Source organism: Nocardia sp. NPDC049220, from assembly GCF_040647855.1.
Lineage (GTDB): Bacteria > Actinomycetota > Actinomycetes > Mycobacteriales > Mycobacteriaceae > Nocardia.
Genome location: NZ_JBEZDA010000001.1, coordinates 361,196 through 376,272, shown reverse-complemented (window position 1 = coordinate 376,272; position 15,077 = coordinate 361,196). Strand labels below are relative to the sequence as shown.

15 protein-coding genes and 1 other RNA gene are annotated in these 15,077 nt (G+C 63.4%); 9 read left to right on the top strand and 7 right to left on the bottom strand.

Translation table 11 applies throughout. The features are described 5' to 3' along the window. Nucleotides 1-109 precede the first annotated feature (109 nt). Together AB0C34_RS01595 and AB0C34_RS01590 are read right to left on the bottom strand one after the other, a co-directional pair. The gene (locus tag AB0C34_RS01595; RefSeq protein WP_357066347.1) at nucleotides 110-610 is read right to left on the bottom strand and encodes a hypothetical protein; all 501 of its coding nucleotides are present in this window, start codon (nucleotides 608-610) and stop codon (nucleotides 110-112) included. A gap of 88 nt (nucleotides 611-698) precedes the next feature. Then, on the bottom strand, nucleotides 699-902 hold the full coding sequence (locus tag AB0C34_RS01590) for a helix-turn-helix domain-containing protein (protein WP_357066345.1): 204 nt from the start codon (nucleotides 900-902) through the stop codon (nucleotides 699-701). Nucleotides 903-987: 85 nt separating this feature from the next. On the opposite strand from AB0C34_RS01590, the gene AB0C34_RS01585 reads away from it, so the two are divergent. Together AB0C34_RS01585 and AB0C34_RS01580 are read left to right on the top strand one after the other, a co-directional pair. Then, entirely contained in the window at nucleotides 988-1,479 is a 492-nt protein-coding gene (locus AB0C34_RS01585; protein WP_357066342.1) for a helix-turn-helix transcriptional regulator, read from the top strand. Between the two features lie 3 nt (nucleotides 1,480-1,482). Then, the gene (locus tag AB0C34_RS01580) at nucleotides 1,483-2,658 is read left to right on the top strand and encodes a site-specific integrase (protein WP_357066340.1); all 1,176 of its coding nucleotides are present in this window, start codon (nucleotides 1,483-1,485) and stop codon (nucleotides 2,656-2,658) included. 37 nt (nucleotides 2,659-2,695) lie between these two features. Here the strand turns inward: AB0C34_RS01580 and ssrA are convergent. Then, nucleotides 2,696-3,067, bottom strand: a transfer-messenger RNA (tmRNA) gene (gene ssrA, locus AB0C34_RS01575). Between the two features lie 829 nt (nucleotides 3,068-3,896). On the opposite strand from ssrA, the gene AB0C34_RS01570 reads away from it, so the two are divergent. Together AB0C34_RS01570 and AB0C34_RS01565 are read left to right on the top strand one after the other, a co-directional pair. After that, entirely contained in the window at nucleotides 3,897-5,210 is a 1,314-nt protein-coding gene (locus AB0C34_RS01570) for an ABC transporter substrate-binding protein (protein ID WP_357066337.1), read from the top strand. 50 nt (nucleotides 5,211-5,260) lie between these two features. Continuing rightward, nucleotides 5,261-6,520 (top strand): ABC transporter substrate-binding protein, encoded by a 1,260-nt coding sequence (locus AB0C34_RS01565; RefSeq protein WP_357066334.1) that lies wholly within the window; start codon nucleotides 5,261-5,263, stop codon nucleotides 6,518-6,520. A 341-nt stretch (nucleotides 6,521-6,861) separates the two neighbouring features. Here the strand turns inward: AB0C34_RS01565 and smpB are convergent, their stop codons facing one another. Then, nucleotides 6,862-7,335 carry an SsrA-binding protein SmpB gene (gene smpB, locus AB0C34_RS01560; RefSeq protein ID WP_357066331.1) on the bottom strand — a complete coding sequence of 158 codons (474 nt, stop codon included), beginning with the start codon at nucleotides 7,333-7,335 and terminating at the stop codon, nucleotides 6,862-6,864. A 1,223-nt stretch (nucleotides 7,336-8,558) separates the two neighbouring features. Here smpB and AB0C34_RS01555 point away from each other — a divergent pair. Next, entirely contained in the window at nucleotides 8,559-9,119 is a 561-nt protein-coding gene (locus AB0C34_RS01555; protein WP_357066328.1) for a transposase, read from the top strand. A gap of 583 nt (nucleotides 9,120-9,702) precedes the next feature. Here AB0C34_RS01555 and AB0C34_RS01550 read toward each other — a convergent pair. The 3 genes from AB0C34_RS01550 to AB0C34_RS01540 all read right to left on the bottom strand — a co-directional run bounded on the left by AB0C34_RS01550 (nucleotide 9,703) and on the right by AB0C34_RS01540 (nucleotide 11,461). After that, a complete protein-coding gene (locus AB0C34_RS01550) occupies nucleotides 9,703-10,578 on the bottom strand; it encodes a site-specific integrase (RefSeq protein ID WP_357066325.1) in 876 nt (291 codons plus the stop codon). Then, nucleotides 10,556-11,032 (bottom strand): hypothetical protein, encoded by a 477-nt coding sequence (locus AB0C34_RS01545; protein ID WP_357066323.1) that lies wholly within the window; start codon nucleotides 11,030-11,032, stop codon nucleotides 10,556-10,558. Before AB0C34_RS01545 ends, AB0C34_RS01550 begins: the two co-directional genes overlap by 23 nt. Nucleotides 11,033-11,128: 96 nt before the next feature. Then, the gene (locus AB0C34_RS01540) at nucleotides 11,129-11,461 is read right to left on the bottom strand and encodes a hypothetical protein (RefSeq protein WP_357066320.1); all 333 of its coding nucleotides are present in this window, start codon (nucleotides 11,459-11,461) and stop codon (nucleotides 11,129-11,131) included. 65 nt (nucleotides 11,462-11,526) lie between these two features. Between AB0C34_RS01540 and AB0C34_RS01535 the strand changes: the two genes are divergently transcribed. From AB0C34_RS01535 to AB0C34_RS01520, 4 genes are all read left to right on the top strand, one after another. Then, a complete protein-coding gene (locus tag AB0C34_RS01535; protein WP_357066318.1) occupies nucleotides 11,527-11,775 on the top strand; it encodes a hypothetical protein in 249 nt (82 codons plus the stop codon). A gap of 105 nt (nucleotides 11,776-11,880) precedes the next feature. Next, the gene (locus AB0C34_RS01530) at nucleotides 11,881-12,972 is read left to right on the top strand and encodes a tyrosine-type recombinase/integrase (RefSeq protein WP_357066315.1); all 1,092 of its coding nucleotides are present in this window, start codon (nucleotides 11,881-11,883) and stop codon (nucleotides 12,970-12,972) included. Between the two features lie 4 nt (nucleotides 12,973-12,976). Further along, complete coding sequence (locus AB0C34_RS01525; protein WP_357066312.1) at nucleotides 12,977-13,297, top strand: helix-turn-helix transcriptional regulator; 321 nt, start codon at nucleotides 12,977-12,979, stop codon at nucleotides 13,295-13,297. 353 nt (nucleotides 13,298-13,650) lie between these two features. Next, nucleotides 13,651-15,057 carry a hypothetical protein gene (locus AB0C34_RS01520; protein ID WP_357066309.1) on the top strand — a complete coding sequence of 469 codons (1,407 nt, stop codon included), beginning with the start codon at nucleotides 13,651-13,653 and terminating at the stop codon, nucleotides 15,055-15,057. The last annotated feature ends 20 nt before the right edge of the window (nucleotides 15,058-15,077 follow it).

Below are 15,077 nucleotides of genomic sequence, written 5' to 3'. Positions count from 1 at the left end.
AATTAATCATTGTCGGAACTCCCGAATTTCGATATGCGGCCCGGTGAGCGTGGTTCCTACTCACCGGGCCGACTACTGGGATGCAGGCCCTTTTCGAATTACGGAGTGATCAATCTTCGTTCAGTTGCTTGTACCAGTCGTCCAGCAGCTCGGCGGCTGAGACACCGAGTACTCGCGCGATGGCCATAACCTCGTGCACTGTCAGCGCGCGCCCCTCGCGAACGAGGGCGTCGGCAATCCCGGCGCATATCGCCCGAGTCGCTGCGGCATCCCATGCGACGCACTCGCAGCACGAAAAGACTTGCCCGAGGGGACCGAACCCGACCGGCTGAGACATGAGCCCCGGAACGTCCAGGTCTCGATCGCAGGCGATACACGAGAGCCCGTCGCGCTGCCGCTCGTTGAGATCCTCCGCATCGAACTGGCGGGCGGGATGGGCCTTATCGGCCCCGTGGCTCGCCGCGAACTCTTCCGCGCTGCGACGGGTCCGTGTAGTGGTGAACGCGATCAGATCGCCGTGCTCGTCGAGCACGGCGACCGACCACGGCATTCCCCTCTCGGGGTGGTAGGTGATCGCTGCAGCAGCCGAGGGGCGGGTAGGGTTAGGCATTGAATTCTCTTTCATCAAGGGGTTTCACTGGCCCGGCGAGCTGTAGACGCAGCTCCCGGGCCGCTTCCGTGTTGGGGCAAGTTCGGCATCACGCCGCGCCCGGTCGGTCCGCAGTGCCGCACAACGTGTTTCGCTCAATCCAGTCGCGGATGTCCTGCCACCTGTAGAGCACGTTTCGGCCGTACTTCACGTAGGGGATTCCAACGCCGTGGTACCGGTCGTTCGCCAATCGGGCCGTTGTCGTGCGGAGGTAGGTTGCGACCTCGGCAGGGGTTGCCAGGTTCTGATCCATCAGTCTTCCTATCAAAATGATGTGCATCAGCATCGTTTCGATGCCGATGCCTGAATGATGCACCATGATTCGGAAGGGTGTCAAGATGACGCTTGACGACATCATTTCGATGGGTCAGACTCCAGTTGTGGCAGAGAAAAAGAACCCGCTCGGGGAGCCTGGCGAGACCGTGAAGCACAACGTGAAGAGGCTGCGCGAATCCGTTGGCCTCTCCTACGCCGAGCTGGCGCGCAAGCTCGACTCCCTGGGCCGACCAATCCCCGTACTCGGCCTTTCTCGCATCGAGAAGGGGGAACGGCGCGTAGATGCAGATGACTTGGTGGCCCTGGCCATCGCCCTCGACGCCTCACCGATCGCGTTGTTGATGCCCGAGACAGTGGAGGAGTCCGAACCTGCGAGCCTGATGGGCAAGCCCATTACCGCCAGAGAAATGTGGAACTGGCTCCGTGGTGACCAACTACCAGATGCGCTAGAGGGCAATGCACTTGCTTTCGTGGTCCGGTCTCGCCCTAGGTGGACCATCAACCTGGAGATGCCCGCCCCGACCATCGAGGTCGACGGCAGAGAGTTGAAGTGAACCGTGGCGACGATTGAGCCCTACACGCTTACCGGCGGCCAGACGCGCTACCGCGTCCGCTACCGCAAGCCGGACGGCAAGCAGACCGACAAGCGCGGCTTTCGACGTAAGCGCGATGCCGAGCAGTTCGCCAACACTGTCGAGGTCAAGAAGATGAGCGGCGAATATGTTGCGCCGTCGCTGGGCCGGCTCACCATCGCGGAGATGGGTGCAGTGTGGCTCGCGCGCCAGGTGCACATGAAAGAGTCGTGGGCGGTGCGCGTCGATTCCATCTGGCGCGTACACGTCGAGCCCTATTGGGGCGCACGGGCTGTCGCTTCCATCACGCGTCCAGAAGTCCGGGACTGGATAGCCGGTCTCCATCGCGCGCCGTCGACCGTCTCGGACATTCACGGCGTGCTGTCTGCGATTCTCGAGGAGGCCGTTGACGAACGGCGGATACCGGCGAACCCCGCCGCAGGGGTGCAGCTTCCCCGGCGCGTACCCGTCGATCACAACTACCTCACCCACGGACAGGTGGCCGCGCTGGCTGCCGAGGCCAAGTATCCGGAAATAGTGATACTGCTCGCCTACTCCGGGATGCGCTGGGGCGAGATGGCCGCGCTACGCCCCCGAGATGCCGACTTGGACCGCAGGCGCATCCGGATTGCCCGGTCTGCATCCAAGGTCAATTCGCGGAGCGTGATCGGCGCGCCGAAGACGTGGGAGATGCGGACAGTGGCGATCCCAACCGAAGTTGCCGAGTTACTGCGGCCGGTGTTCGATGCGCAGCGGGACCCGAACGGCCTACTGTGGGCACGACCAGACGGCGAACCGCTACGCCCGCCGACAACTACGCATTGGTTCGGCGGTGCGGTGCGTCGGTGCATCGCGGCATCCACACCGCGCGATAGAGGTGGTGAACCAACCGGCCCCGCCACGTTCCCACGAGTGACCGCGCATCAACTTCGGCACACCGCCGCGTCGCTGATGATCCAATCCGGCGCGCATGTGAAGACTGTGCAGCGCCAGCTTGGGCACAAGACAGCGACCATGACTCTCGACACCTACGGGCACCTGTTCCCCGACGACCTAGACGACGTGGCAGACCGGATGGGCGAAGGCTTGCGCGCCGCTGCGTCTGCGCGATGTGGGCAGAATGTGGGTACAGAGGTAGATCAGCCCGGCGAAGCGGCATAAAAAAGGCCCTTCACCTGGTATTCCAGGTGAAGGGCCTTTGTGGAGCTGCCGGGAATCGAACCCGGGTCCTCCGCCGCGTCTTCAGGGCTTCTCCGTGTGCAGTCCGCTAGGTCTCTACTCGGATCTCCGGGTCTCGCGAACAAGCTCGGATGACGATCCCAGTCGCTGTTCGATTTTCCGTCCTGGCCCGCGACCGACCCGGACGGTAAGTCCCTCTAGCTGATGCCAGTACCCGGGTCGAGGGACGAACCCGGACTGACAGAGACGACCTGCTACTTAGGCAGCGAGGGCGTACTCGCGCTGATTGGAATCGGCGCTTAATTGGTTGCAGCGACGCTTACGGTGGTCTCTTGCCTGCACCGACACGCTTCCCCTAAATCTACGTACGCAGTCGAAACCGTTCAGCCCCGTACGCCCCGGCACCGTGCCGGGCTGTTCATATTAACACCGCCCAGATCCGGGATCATCCCATTATTCGACGGTGTCGGGCGTCACATAGCGGGCAATCGCCGCGCCTGACACAGGGCACGTTCACACCGGCACCGACGCCTCGGTCGACGTCGACCGAGGCGGACTCTGGAGCAGCCTGACCGCCCGGTGCCCATCCGCATTCCACGAGGCGCGAGTTTCCTCTGAGCCGACACCGGTATGGACGCTCGTCCAACTGCTCCGCTCGCTATGACTGGACCTGGTCCGTCGACCGACTCTCCGTCGCCGAGCGCGAGTCGCGGACAGCGCACCGTCGCGCATGTAGACGACGGTGATCTCTCGACTGAGCGGTGCACCAGGCCTCGCCGCAGCGCAGCCGGTGACGGTCCCGGTACCCAGCCGCCGCGACCGTGCCCGCCGACCCGCCGGTGCCTTCGGGTGCGCAATCCCATCCGCCGTGAGTCGGCTGGCCGCAAACCGCGGCGCGATATCGCCATGTTCGCGGACGTCTTCGCCATGATCGCAGGGCCGTCACGACATCGACTGCCCGGCGGTCAGCGCCGCAGTGGCCAACGCACGGTACGGCCCTCGACACGTTGATCACAGTGCCCCCGCGTATTTCGGGGTCGGCGAACTCTCGCACTCACGCTGTCGGCGGTGGTCAGCCGCCCCACCGGCCTCGGAAGTGCGCCGGTGTTCCCGAATGCTGGCACCCGACTTCCACAGCTGAACGCCGAAGCGACTTACACTGCACGAGCCGTGCGCTCGGCTCTGAGCAGCGGGTCTCGATATCAGACTAAGGAAACACTGTGGCAGTAACCAGCATTCGGGACAGGTTGCTGCGCCTGTCCGCTCTCGCCGTGATCACGGGCCTGGTAGTCCTCACCGGTTGTTCCTCCGTGCGAGACGATTCCGCGCGAGCCGATCCGGGTGTCACGTCCGAACCCTGTCCGAACGCTGTCGACTCCACCAAGGGCTGTCTCTACCTCGGCGTGCTGTCCGACCTGACGCGTGGGCCGTTCGCCGCGCTGGGCAAGGACATCAACAACGGCCAGTTGGCATTCTGGAAGTCGGTGAACGAAGCCGGCGGAATCGGCGGCAAATACGAGGTCGATATCGGAAGTTACACCGAGGACACCGCTTACGAGCTGCGGAAGCACGCCGAGGCGTATCAGCGCGTCGAACCGCACGTGCTTGCACTCGCGATGAGTTTTGGCACAGTGCAGACGCAGCAGGTGCTCGACCGGATGGACGTGGCGAACATGATAGCCGTCGCCGGAACCTTGTGGTCGGGATGGCAATTCGAGAACAGCGACAAAGGACTGCTGCTGGAATCCGGCTACTCCTATTGTTCCGAGGCGATCATCGCCCTGGACTGGATTTCCGAGAACGAGGAGAAGCCGGACGCGATCGCCACCGTCAGTTACCAGGGCGACTACGGCGGTGACTACTCGACCGGTGCGAAGAAGTGGGCCTCGGCCAATCGGGTCGACCTGGTGGCGCAGATCGAGACCGAACCGAACACACAGGTCGGCAACCAGGATGCCGCGGTCGCCAAGGTCCTGTCCGCAGGAGCGGATCTCGTGATGCTGGCCACGGGCCCGGCAGAGGCGGGCGAGATCATGGGCAAAGCAGCACTGGCCGGCTACCGCGGAAGGTTCCTCGGCTCCGGCCCCACGTACAACGGTGGTCTGCTGAAAAGCCCCGCGGCGAGCACGATCACGACGCGGTACAACATGACCTCACCACTGGACGGATGGGACGGCACCAGCGCGGGAGCCAAGAAGGCGCGCGCCTCGGCGACCCTGGAGCCATCGACCTGGGGGTACAGCGCAGGCTGGATGTTCTCCTACCCGATGAAGGCGGTACTGACCAGAGCCGTGATCGAAGGCAAGCTGAGCCGCAAGGGACTCCGCGAAGCGGTGAACGGTCTGCGGGTGGATTATGACGGTTCGATACCCGAATATGTCTACGGCGCACCCACGCCCGACCTATCCCGCCAGCGGGCAATTATCGAGATGCCCGACCAGACCGCGCCGCTGGGGGCCAGAACCCTGGTGACCGGCTATCACGGCCCGACTCAGGACCGCATCACCCTCACCGAGCCGTGCGTGCAGCCGTAAGAGAGCGAGACATGGGATTATCCAGCAGCCGTCGTCAACTACGTCGTATCGTGACCGTTCTGCTCGTCCTCGGGCTCGTGTCGACGGGCGCCTGCTCGACGTCGACGCCCGCGGCGACACCCGGCGTCACCCACCATCCGTGCCCGCACGCTGTCGACCGAAACAAGGGCTGCATCTATCTCGGCGTCCTGTCCGATCTGAACAACGGCCCCTTCGCTCAACTCGGGAAATCACTGCAAGAAGGGCAACTCGCTTTCTGGAACGAGGTGAACAAGCAGGGCGGAATCGGCGACTACGAGATCGACATCGCGACCTACACCCGGGACACCGCCTACGATCCACGCAGGCACATCACCGAATTCGGTAACGTCGCGCCGCACGTGCTCGCGCTCGCGATGAGTTTCGGTACCGCGCAGACACTCGGGGTCCTGGCCGAGATGGACGAGGCGAACCTGGTCACCAGCGCGGGAACACTCTGGTCAGGCTGGCAATATCGATCCACCGATCGCGGTCTCGTCCTGGACGGCGGTTTCTCTTACTGCACCGAAGCCGTCCTCGGTCTGGACTGGTTCGCGCAGAACTACTATCGACCACGTACGCTCGACGTAGTCGCCTACCGCGGCAATTACGGCGGCGACTATGCCAGCGGCGCGCTCAAATGGGCATTGGACAACGGCGCGACGATCACCTCACGCATCGACACCGGTCCCGATTCCGAGGTCGGCAATCAAGACATACCGATCGCCGAAATCATGGCCGACCCACCGGATCTCGTCCTGCTTGCCACCGGCCCCACCGAAACCGCCGAGATCGTGGGCAAACTCGCGAAATCCGGCTACACCGGCCGTTTTCTCGGGTCGACGCCGACCTGGAACGGCGCGCTGCTCGACACGTCTGCCGCACGCGCGCTCACCACGATGTACAACTACACGTCACCGTTCGACGGCTGGGACGGAAACAGCACCGGAGCCCAGCGCGCCAGGGCCGCGGCACCTGCCGAACCGACCGACTTCGGCTACAACATCGGCTGGGCCATGTCGTATCCGATGAAGGCGTTGCTGACCAAGGCAGCCGAGTCGGGCGAACTCGACCGGTCGACTTTGCGCAAGTTGCTCGCCGGGCTCACCGTGGATTCCGAAGGAATGGCGGCACCGCAGAGTTATGGGCGCGACGAACCCGACATCGCGGCGCAGCGCGCGGTGATCAACGTCCCCGATGCGACCACGTCGCTCGGTTCGCGCACGGTGGCCGCCGACTTCCGCAGCCCCACGCTGCAACGGATCTCCCTGCACGAACCGTGCACCCGATGATTCGGTCAGTTCCGGCTGCGGCGACGAGCGCGACCGCGGTCGGTACGACAGTCGGGCCGATCTGCTGCTGACGAAGAACCCGAACACCGAGCAGCACCGTCGCCGGCAGCACGGTCGCCGCCGAGTGCCACAGGCCGTCACGCTCATCGGCGACAGCAGTGAGCAGAGAACCGCTGCGGGATACAACCAACCGCAGCGGCTCACCTCGTGGTCAGCCAGACGCTCCGGGGCCGCGACACCAACGGCCGGCAACCGGTGTCCACCGAGGTCTCGCACAGGAAGACAACGCGACGCCGTCGGCGGTGCTCACGCCACGAATCCACGAGCACCCGCGTCGATGGTCAGTGCATGCCTTTGATGCGCCGTCCCAGCTCGCGGGTGACCTCGCGTTCCGCAGTGCGCCGCGCCAGGTCCTGACGCTTGTCGTAGTCTTGCTTTCCCTTGGCCAGGGCCAGTTCGACCTTCACCTTGCCATCGGAGAAGTACATCGACAGTGGCACCAACGTCTGGTTGCCCTCGCGGGATTTGCCGACCAGCCGCTCGATCTCGCGCTTGTGCAGAAGCAACTTGCGCACCCGGCGCGGCGAGTGGTTCGTCCACGTGCCGTGGCTGAACTCGGGAATGTGCAGCCCACGCAGCCACACCTCGCCGTTGTCGACAGTAGCGAAGGCGTCCACGAGCGATGCCTTGCCCTCCCGGAGGCTCTTCACCTCGGTGCCGACCAGCGCGATCCCGGCCTCATAGATGTCCAGGATCGTGTAGTTGTGCCGCGCCCGACGGTTGGTCGCGATGACCTTGCGCCCCTTCTCCTTCATGACTCACCACCAGCGATAGATGCCTGGTCAGAGGCACTGACAGTCGCTAGCCGTCGGGCGTGGTCCCGTCCTGGTCCCGTACCGGGACGGCCGCCCAGCCCGGTCCCATTGCCCGGTCCCGTCGCCCCACGGCACGGCCCCATTTCCTTCATGTACACCCTTCTAACACGTCTGCCCTGGTCGGCGGCAAGTTGTTTAACCCCCGCCCGTACCCACGCCGCGATATCACAATGCCCGATCCAGCTTACGGAGCTTACGAACCCACCCGCCGGTGGCCACCCGTCCGATCAACCACGCGATGAGGCGAAATCTTCAGCACTTACCCACGCGCACCGACGGATTCTTCGGAGAGAATCGAGCGATGATGGGGGGACGCGACAAATGGGCGAGAGTTCCACTCGAAGGTTTCCGGCGGGTTCGTGGATTCCTGGTGCGGTAAGACGTGGAAACCGCGGGGTTGCTGTGTGGAAAGTCGGCATAGGACGTTGATCGGCGGGGTGCGGATCGTCCTGCACAGTTGTGCAACCGCCGGTGTCGTGGTCACCACAGACATGCCTGCCGCAGCTAGTCGTGATCGGCCCGGCATGACACCTCGATCGAACCGAGGACGGCTCCCCGCCTCATTGCATACTGGACGGCCTGTTGACGCGGTATCGACTACGAGCGTGACCTGCCCACCCCTCTAATCCGAACATGATGGTGACCGGGCAGGCGGTAGCTGTCGGCGGAGCCGACACTGGTTGTTGCTGGTTGAGTGTGGTCGGGGGAAATTCGGTCGCCGACCGAGTTGTTCGGCGTCACGCTCTACGGCATGGAAGAACTACAACACCGGATCCGCGCGCTCCACACGGCATCCATGTCACCGTCCATCAGGCGTACTCCCCGGTCATCGGCAGGCCCGCCGTCCACGACGGCCGCTTTCCTGCAGCGTGGAAGCGGGCTGCGGATGCTGCGGGGCGGCGTCTGCAGGAGGTGTCGACGCATTCGACGATGGCCCGGTCGTTGACGGGGATGGCCAATCATCTGGTCGAGCTGGGTTTCGAGCGGGTGGTGATGGAGGCGACGCCGGACTACCGATGTGCTCGGCGCAGTCTAGTTGTGCAAGGTCGCCGAACGGCAGATCCTGCGCGCCAGTTTCGTACCGCCGGTGCCGATCCGGCGGCTGCGGGATCTGACCAGGTACCGGATCGATCTGGTTGGCGCACGCACGGCGGAGAAGAACCGTGTCGAGAAGCTCCTCGAGGACGCCTGCATCAAACTTCTCCGACATCTTCGGAGTCTTCGGGCGGCAGATGATGGCCGCCCTGATCGCCGGTGAACGGAATCCGAAGGTGCTGGCACAGATGGCGCGGTCCCGGATGCGCACCAAGATCGGCCAGCTCGAGCAGGCGTTCGACGGACACTTCGGTGACCATCACCGGTTCCTGCTGGCCCGGATACTGGCCCGTATCGACGGTATCGACGCCGACATCGCCGCCCTCGACGCACAGATCCATGAGCAGCTGGCCCCTTTCGCCCCGGCGGCGATACGCCTGGATGAGATCCCCGGCATCGGGCCGGTCACCGCCGCGATCATCATCTCCGAGGTCGGGCTCGACATGTCCCGGTTTCCTACCGCCGGGAACCTGTGTTCCTGGGCGAAGTTCTCCCCAGGCATCCACTCCTCAGCCGGTAGAACCAAGGGCAACGCCTCCACCGGACACGGCAACCGCTACCTCGCGCGGGTTCTCGGCGAGGCCGGGGTCGTCGCCGGCAAGACTCACACATTTCTCGGTCAACATTAACGACGCATCGCCAGACGACGAGACAAGAGGCGGGCCATCGTCGCCGGTGGCCGCTCGATCCTCGTCATCATCTGGCATCTTCTGCACGACGAGAACACGATCTTCACCGACCTCGGCGCCGACCACTTCACCCGACACATCAACGCCGACAGCAAGCGCCGCAACCACATTCGCCAACTCGAAGCCCTCGGTTACACCGTCACCCTCCCCCCGCCGCTGACCACACTCAACCAGCAATAACCAGTGTCGGCTCCGCCGACAGCTACCGCCTGCCCGGTCACCATCATTTTCGGATTAGCACCGGATAGATGGGGGCTCGCGAAGGGCAGTACGAACACTCACCCGGTCCCGTCGCCTTACACCAGGGTGGTGGGATCGCCAGGAGGGCTAGCACAGCTTGTCACAGATCCTGTGTCGGTGGTCCAGCGCGCTAGTTCGGTACCGCTGGCGAGATTCCTTACCCGCACGGTTTTGTCTAGCTGCCGGGCCAGCGGCCCGCTTTACGACGGAGGCGGAGGCCCTCTGACGACAAACGTTACGGCAGTACCCGTCGAAGAACGGGCTCAGGCAGGGGTGGCGGGGGTTATGAGGTCGTCGGGGTCCCCTCGGCTGCGAGAACCTCATGTTCAAGGTCGTCCACCCGCTCGCTGAGGTCTCCGTCTGCGACGGCACCTTCGACGCCTGGCTTCGCGTCGCCCTCGCTGTCCTGCTCCGCCGCTACGGCCGAGCGATTCATCACCGCGTCTACAGCCCTGCGCTGACTGCCCGAGGGACGCGGCCAAAGATGCGTGTAGATGTCTAGAGTAACTTTGCTGCTGGAATGCCCGACCGCTGCTCGTACCTGCGCTACATCCACCCCCTGAGCGATGAGCAAAGACACATAGAAATGGCGGCCGTCATGCCAGGTGAACTTGTGGCCGGTTGACGCTTGCCTACGCATACGTGGCCTGAATGTGGAGCGGTTGACCCAGCGGCCCCTTGGCTCGGTCAAGCGCCTGACGGTGCGCCGCATGTTGTCGGTCAGGTTCTTACCTCTGTACGACTTCCCTGTCGGTGTGAGAAACACCAGACGCTCGCGGTCGTTGACGCCGATCTTGGCAAGGTGCTTTTTCAGTGGCCCGTACAGGTCATCCGGCATCTCCACTGTGCGTTTCTTGTAGTTTTTGACAGCGGCTAGTGCACCTGCTTTGTCCACCTGTTGCACGACATGGATCTCACGGCGATCCAGGTCGATGTCACACACCCGCAGCCCGGCTACCTCGGACGCTCGCAAACCAGCATCGACCGTGATCCTGAACATCGTGCTAAATGGCTCGTTGAACTCGTCGAGCAATGCGAATACCTCATCCGGTGTCAGTATGTCAACCTTGGTCGGTTGAAATCCAGGTAGTACGGGCACCTCTATCTTTCGAGTTGGGTTTTTGTGCAGAATCTCATCATTCACTGCGATGTTCAGCAAAGTTCGCAGGAACTGCAACCACAGCTTCTGTAGAAGGGCTCAGTTTCCGTCCTTTAGCCCACGGACGGCCATGGATCACCAATACATCGAGCCATTCGCGAACACTGGAAGCTTGGACTTGAACCAGAGTCTTGGTGGCGAGCTCACCGAGGTCATCGATAAAGCCTTGACGCAACCGCCGGGTGTTGATATTCAATGCTCGGTCACGCCACGTTTCCGCATACTCCTTCACCAGAGTCTGACCAAGCTTCGGATCGACATATCCATAGTTTCTGATGGATTCCTTAAGCTGAGCCTCGAAGTGTTCAGCCGTTCCGGGCTTACGCGGGTTTACCCGTTGCTCAAAGCTTTTAGAGCCTTCGATATCCGAGCCAGGCGGGGTCCATCTGACGATGTAGCGTGTATACTTACGACCTCTGCTGTTCGTACGAACCTTGGCTTGAATGTGAACCATTACACCTCTCCACTCGTGCAAAACGGCGCGAGATAGCTTAGTCCCGCCATTTTCTATTATAATTAAAATGATGACCGTTAACGCAACGCATGTCGACTAAGCAGCTTTGGCGACGTATTGCTCTTCAGCCCAATTATCCAGATCCGACTTCTTATACTTTGCAAGCCGGCCGAATAGAGCGTAGCGCGGTCCCGTATCAACAGTTTGAGATGCCCAATAGGATAAGGTACCTCTCGATAAGTCGAGATATCTTTCAGCCTTTTCTCGTCCCATCCAAACCACTTCGTCCTCCACCATATCCTTCTCTTTATCATTCGAGACTAAGCGAGCAAATCTGCACCGCTGGCAAGGTTCAACTTTCTGAATGCTTCTGCGCGAGTCGCTCTCACCACTGGTCAGCGAATCGTCTCGCCGCTTGCCGTTGGCCATTGTTTCCTCCTGGATCGGCGTTGTTCCGTTGTCTCTTCCGGGATCGCGCTCAACGATCCGTCGACGTGATTGAGGACGTACCCGGCGCTGATCCGGGCTCATGCCGCGTCTTGCGCATCGAGGAACACGTCCTCGACGTCGATGGCGTCTCCGGTGTAGTCGCCGCGGCCGGCGCGTGGCCGCAGCGACGGGAGCGAGCTGAGGTCAACATCGCTGTCGACGTCCTCGGTGGTGAGTTCGCTCGGGTCGGTTACCGGAAGTCCTCGATGTTCGTGCATGGCAACCTCACCCAGGATTTGCTGCCGCCCAGGTGACATCCGTAGGACACCATGCGGACATCTTCTTGACGGTCCCTCGGGAATCTCGACAGACTGATGCGAATTCCGAGTGTTGGTCGTTATTGAGCAACTGGAGGTCTCGTGCAACTGGCGGTGGTCCGGTCGCTGGGCGCTCCTCGGAGACTGGCGACGGCGCAGGAGCTCGAGGATTTCGAGCAGGAACTGGTGGACCAGTTCCTGCTGGCCGCGGTAGGCGCCGGGACCTGCGACAAGTCGGTGAACGCGGACCGGGCAGTGTTGTTCGAGTTCGCCCGCTTCGTAGGGCGTCCGATCTGGATGGCGCAACCTCATGACGCCGATCGTTTTCTGGTGCATCAACGGGTAGACCTGCGGCGAGCGCGGTTGACGGTGCAGCACAAGGCCTGGACGTTGGGGCATTTCTTCGACTTCCTGATCGATCGGTATCAAGGCGACATTCACGCGCTGACCGGATTCCTCGTCACGCAACCGATCGACGAGCACAATCGGCCAGCGAGAGCGGATTACGGTGTGGTCCGCATACCGCCATCGGACGGCGAGGTGGAGACGCTGTTCTCGTCCTGGCGCGAGTCGCTGGCAGGCACACGCAAGTTCCTGCCCGCAGCACGCGACTATCTGGCCGCATCGTTGTGGCGGCGCACAGGGTTGCGGATCCAGGAGACCTACATGCTCGACATTCGTGATTGGCGCCGCGATCTGGGCGAGTACGGAAAGCTGCACGTGCGTTTCGGCAAGGGAAGCCGGGGTCGGGGCCCCAAGACTCGGCTGGTCCCCGCGATCAACCAGGCCGGGAACCTGCTGGACTGGTGGCTCAACGACATGCGACACCAATTCGGCGACGACTGGCAACATCCGGACGCACCGCTGCTGCCCAGCGAACGCCCGGACCTGCACACCGGATACTGCGGCCGAGTCGGCGACCAGTCGTTGCGCGACGGACTCGCCGGCGCGACGAGGCGATGGTTGCCGACCTGGCAGGGCCGACTGACACCGCACACGCTGCGGCACTACTGCGCATCGTCGCTGTATGCGCGAGGGCTGGACCTGAAGGCGATCCAGGAGGTCCTCGGCCACGAGTGGCTCTCGACCACGACCCGCTACATCCACGTCCAGTCCGACCACGTCGAACGCGCGTGGGAGCAGTCCAACCAACGGGTCTCGGCGCGACTGGGACTGACAGCGGAGAGCAGGTGAGCCGATGCAATGGAATTTGCGGATGAAAGCCGCCGAAGTGGGGATCTGGAAGTCGACCGAGATGCGGCGGCGCCTCGCCGAGGCAGGGCTCGAGATCAGCGCCGGGAAGATGTCGGCGCTATGGACCGGGAACCCGACCTCGATCCGCCTCGACGACTTGGACGTGATTTGCAGCGTGCTCGATTGCGCGCCAACGGAATTGCTGATCCGCGAACCGGACAAGGTCGCGGCCCGCAAACCCGGCCGCACCCAGGTCAGCAACGGCGGCGCGTCCGCACCGCTCACGCCGAGGTTCGGCCGACACCGGTCCCTTCCCCCAGCATGAGACCACCACGACACCGCTGCACGGTCTGCCGCGCCCGCCCACCAGCGATGCGGGAGATCCCGTACTGCTTTCAGTGCTGGCCCGGCGGGCCCGTCACCCCGCCACCGTGCCGACGATGCCTGTCCAAGACCGACTACTACACCTCCGGGCTGTGCGCCCGCTGCCATCCCGACGCTCCTGGCGCACGCACCCCCGACCGGCTCCTGCCGTATCCGATTGTGCCGGTGGTGGATTCGTGTCCGGACTGCCACGCGTGGGGTGTGACACGCACCGACGGCTGGATCTGTGCTGGATGCGGGGGATGGCGCGAGAACCATCCTCGCGTCGCCGACTGCACCACCTGCGGTCGGCACGTGGCTGTCGCCGACAACGGATCGTGCCGGTTGTGTCACAAACAGCGCACTATTCTGGCTCGCCAGTTCAACTGCCGGGCAAGCAAATTCGACCCGGCCGAGGCGAACCGACACGGGCATCAACTGTTCTTCGCGAACATGTGGCGAAGCGTGGGCTTGGGTCGGCGACCCTACATCCTCAAGACCGTTCCGGCGGATCTGTCGCTGCTGAGACCAACGCCCTACCAACAACTGACGCTGGTGGAGTTGCCCCGTGACCTGCTCATCGGCCGCACACGGGGATTCCCGCCGCCACCGGACGCGGCACGAGCAGCGGCGTGGCACGAGTTCGTCCGCGAACACGCCATCGATCACGGATGGAGTACCCCGGTCACCGAGAGCGTGCAGAAAGCCATCCGCATCCTTCTCGGCACACAAGACACACCCGGTGCCGCGATCCGCGCCTCCGATGTGCTGGCGATATCGAGTATCGGGTTGCCGATGCGGACGGTGCTCGACGTGCTCACCGCGGCCGGGATGCTCGCCGATGACCGTGTCCCGCCGATCGTGCGGTGGTTCGATACCCAGACCGCGGCGTTGCCCGAACAGATGCGACACGAGCTCAATGTCTGGTTCGATATCGCGCGCAACGGCAGCTCGACCCCGCCCCGCTTCCGTCCCCGCGCCGAAAGCACCGTCAAAAGCCAGCTCGGGTTCGCGCTGCCGACGCTGCGCACCTGGGCGACCATCCACGAATCGCTGCGAGAAATCGGTCGCGACGACGTGCTCGCGGCCCTGCCCGCCGACGCGCGAGCCCGCTCTAGCGTGTTGCAGGGACTGCGGTCGATCTTCCGAATCCTCAAGGCGCGCAAGCTCGTTTTCGTCAACCCGACCGCTCATGTCAGCGTCGCAGCGCCCCACCCGAGCGCGCCGGACCCGATCGACCTCGACAAGCTGCGGTCCGCGCTGAACAGTCCCGATCCCACATGCGCGGTACTGGCCGGGTTGCTGGCCTTCCACGCCGTGCGGGTGCGCCAGCTTATCGCGTTGCGGCTGACCGATATTCGCGATGGCCGCCTGCATTTGTCCGATCGTGTTGTTCCCCTCGCCGAACCGGTCCGCCAACGCATGACCGCCTACCTCGACTATCGGCAGCAGAACTGGCCTGCCACTGCCAATCCGCACCTGTTCATCCACTACCGAAACGCGAACACCACCACCCCGGCCACACCGTGGTGGATCCGCAAACGGCTCGGCATGACCGCTCAGTCGATCCGCATGGACCGCATCCTTGACGAGGCCCACGCCACCGGCGGCGATCTTCGACGCCTCAGCGACCTGTTCGGCCTGTCCATCGCTGGCGCCTACCGCTACACGACGATGGTCGACCACCCCGCCCTCAGCAGACCGGACAACAACGGCAGCTGACCATTCAGCGATGTTCGACG

Coding starts and splice junctions, on each gene's coding strand:
- AB0C34_RS01540 (WP_357066320.1), bottom strand. CDS start 11,461: ATGGCCAACGGCAAGCGGCGAGACGATTCGCTGACCAGTGGTGAGAGC.
- AB0C34_RS01525 (WP_357066312.1), top strand. CDS start 12,977: ATGCAATGGAATTTGCGGATGAAAGCCGCCGAAGTGGGGATCTGGAAG.
- AB0C34_RS01595 (WP_357066347.1), bottom strand. CDS start 610: ATGCCTAACCCTACCCGCCCCTCGGCTGCTGCAGCGATCACCTACCAC.
- AB0C34_RS01545 (WP_357066323.1), bottom strand. CDS start 11,032: ATGGTTCACATTCAAGCCAAGGTTCGTACGAACAGCAGAGGTCGTAAG.
- AB0C34_RS01590 (WP_357066345.1), bottom strand. CDS start 902: ATGGATCAGAACCTGGCAACCCCTGCCGAGGTCGCAACCTACCTCCGC.
- AB0C34_RS01585 (WP_357066342.1), top strand. CDS start 988: ATGACGCTTGACGACATCATTTCGATGGGTCAGACTCCAGTTGTGGCA.
- smpB (WP_357066331.1), bottom strand. CDS start 7,335: ATGAAGGAGAAGGGGCGCAAGGTCATCGCGACCAACCGTCGGGCGCGG.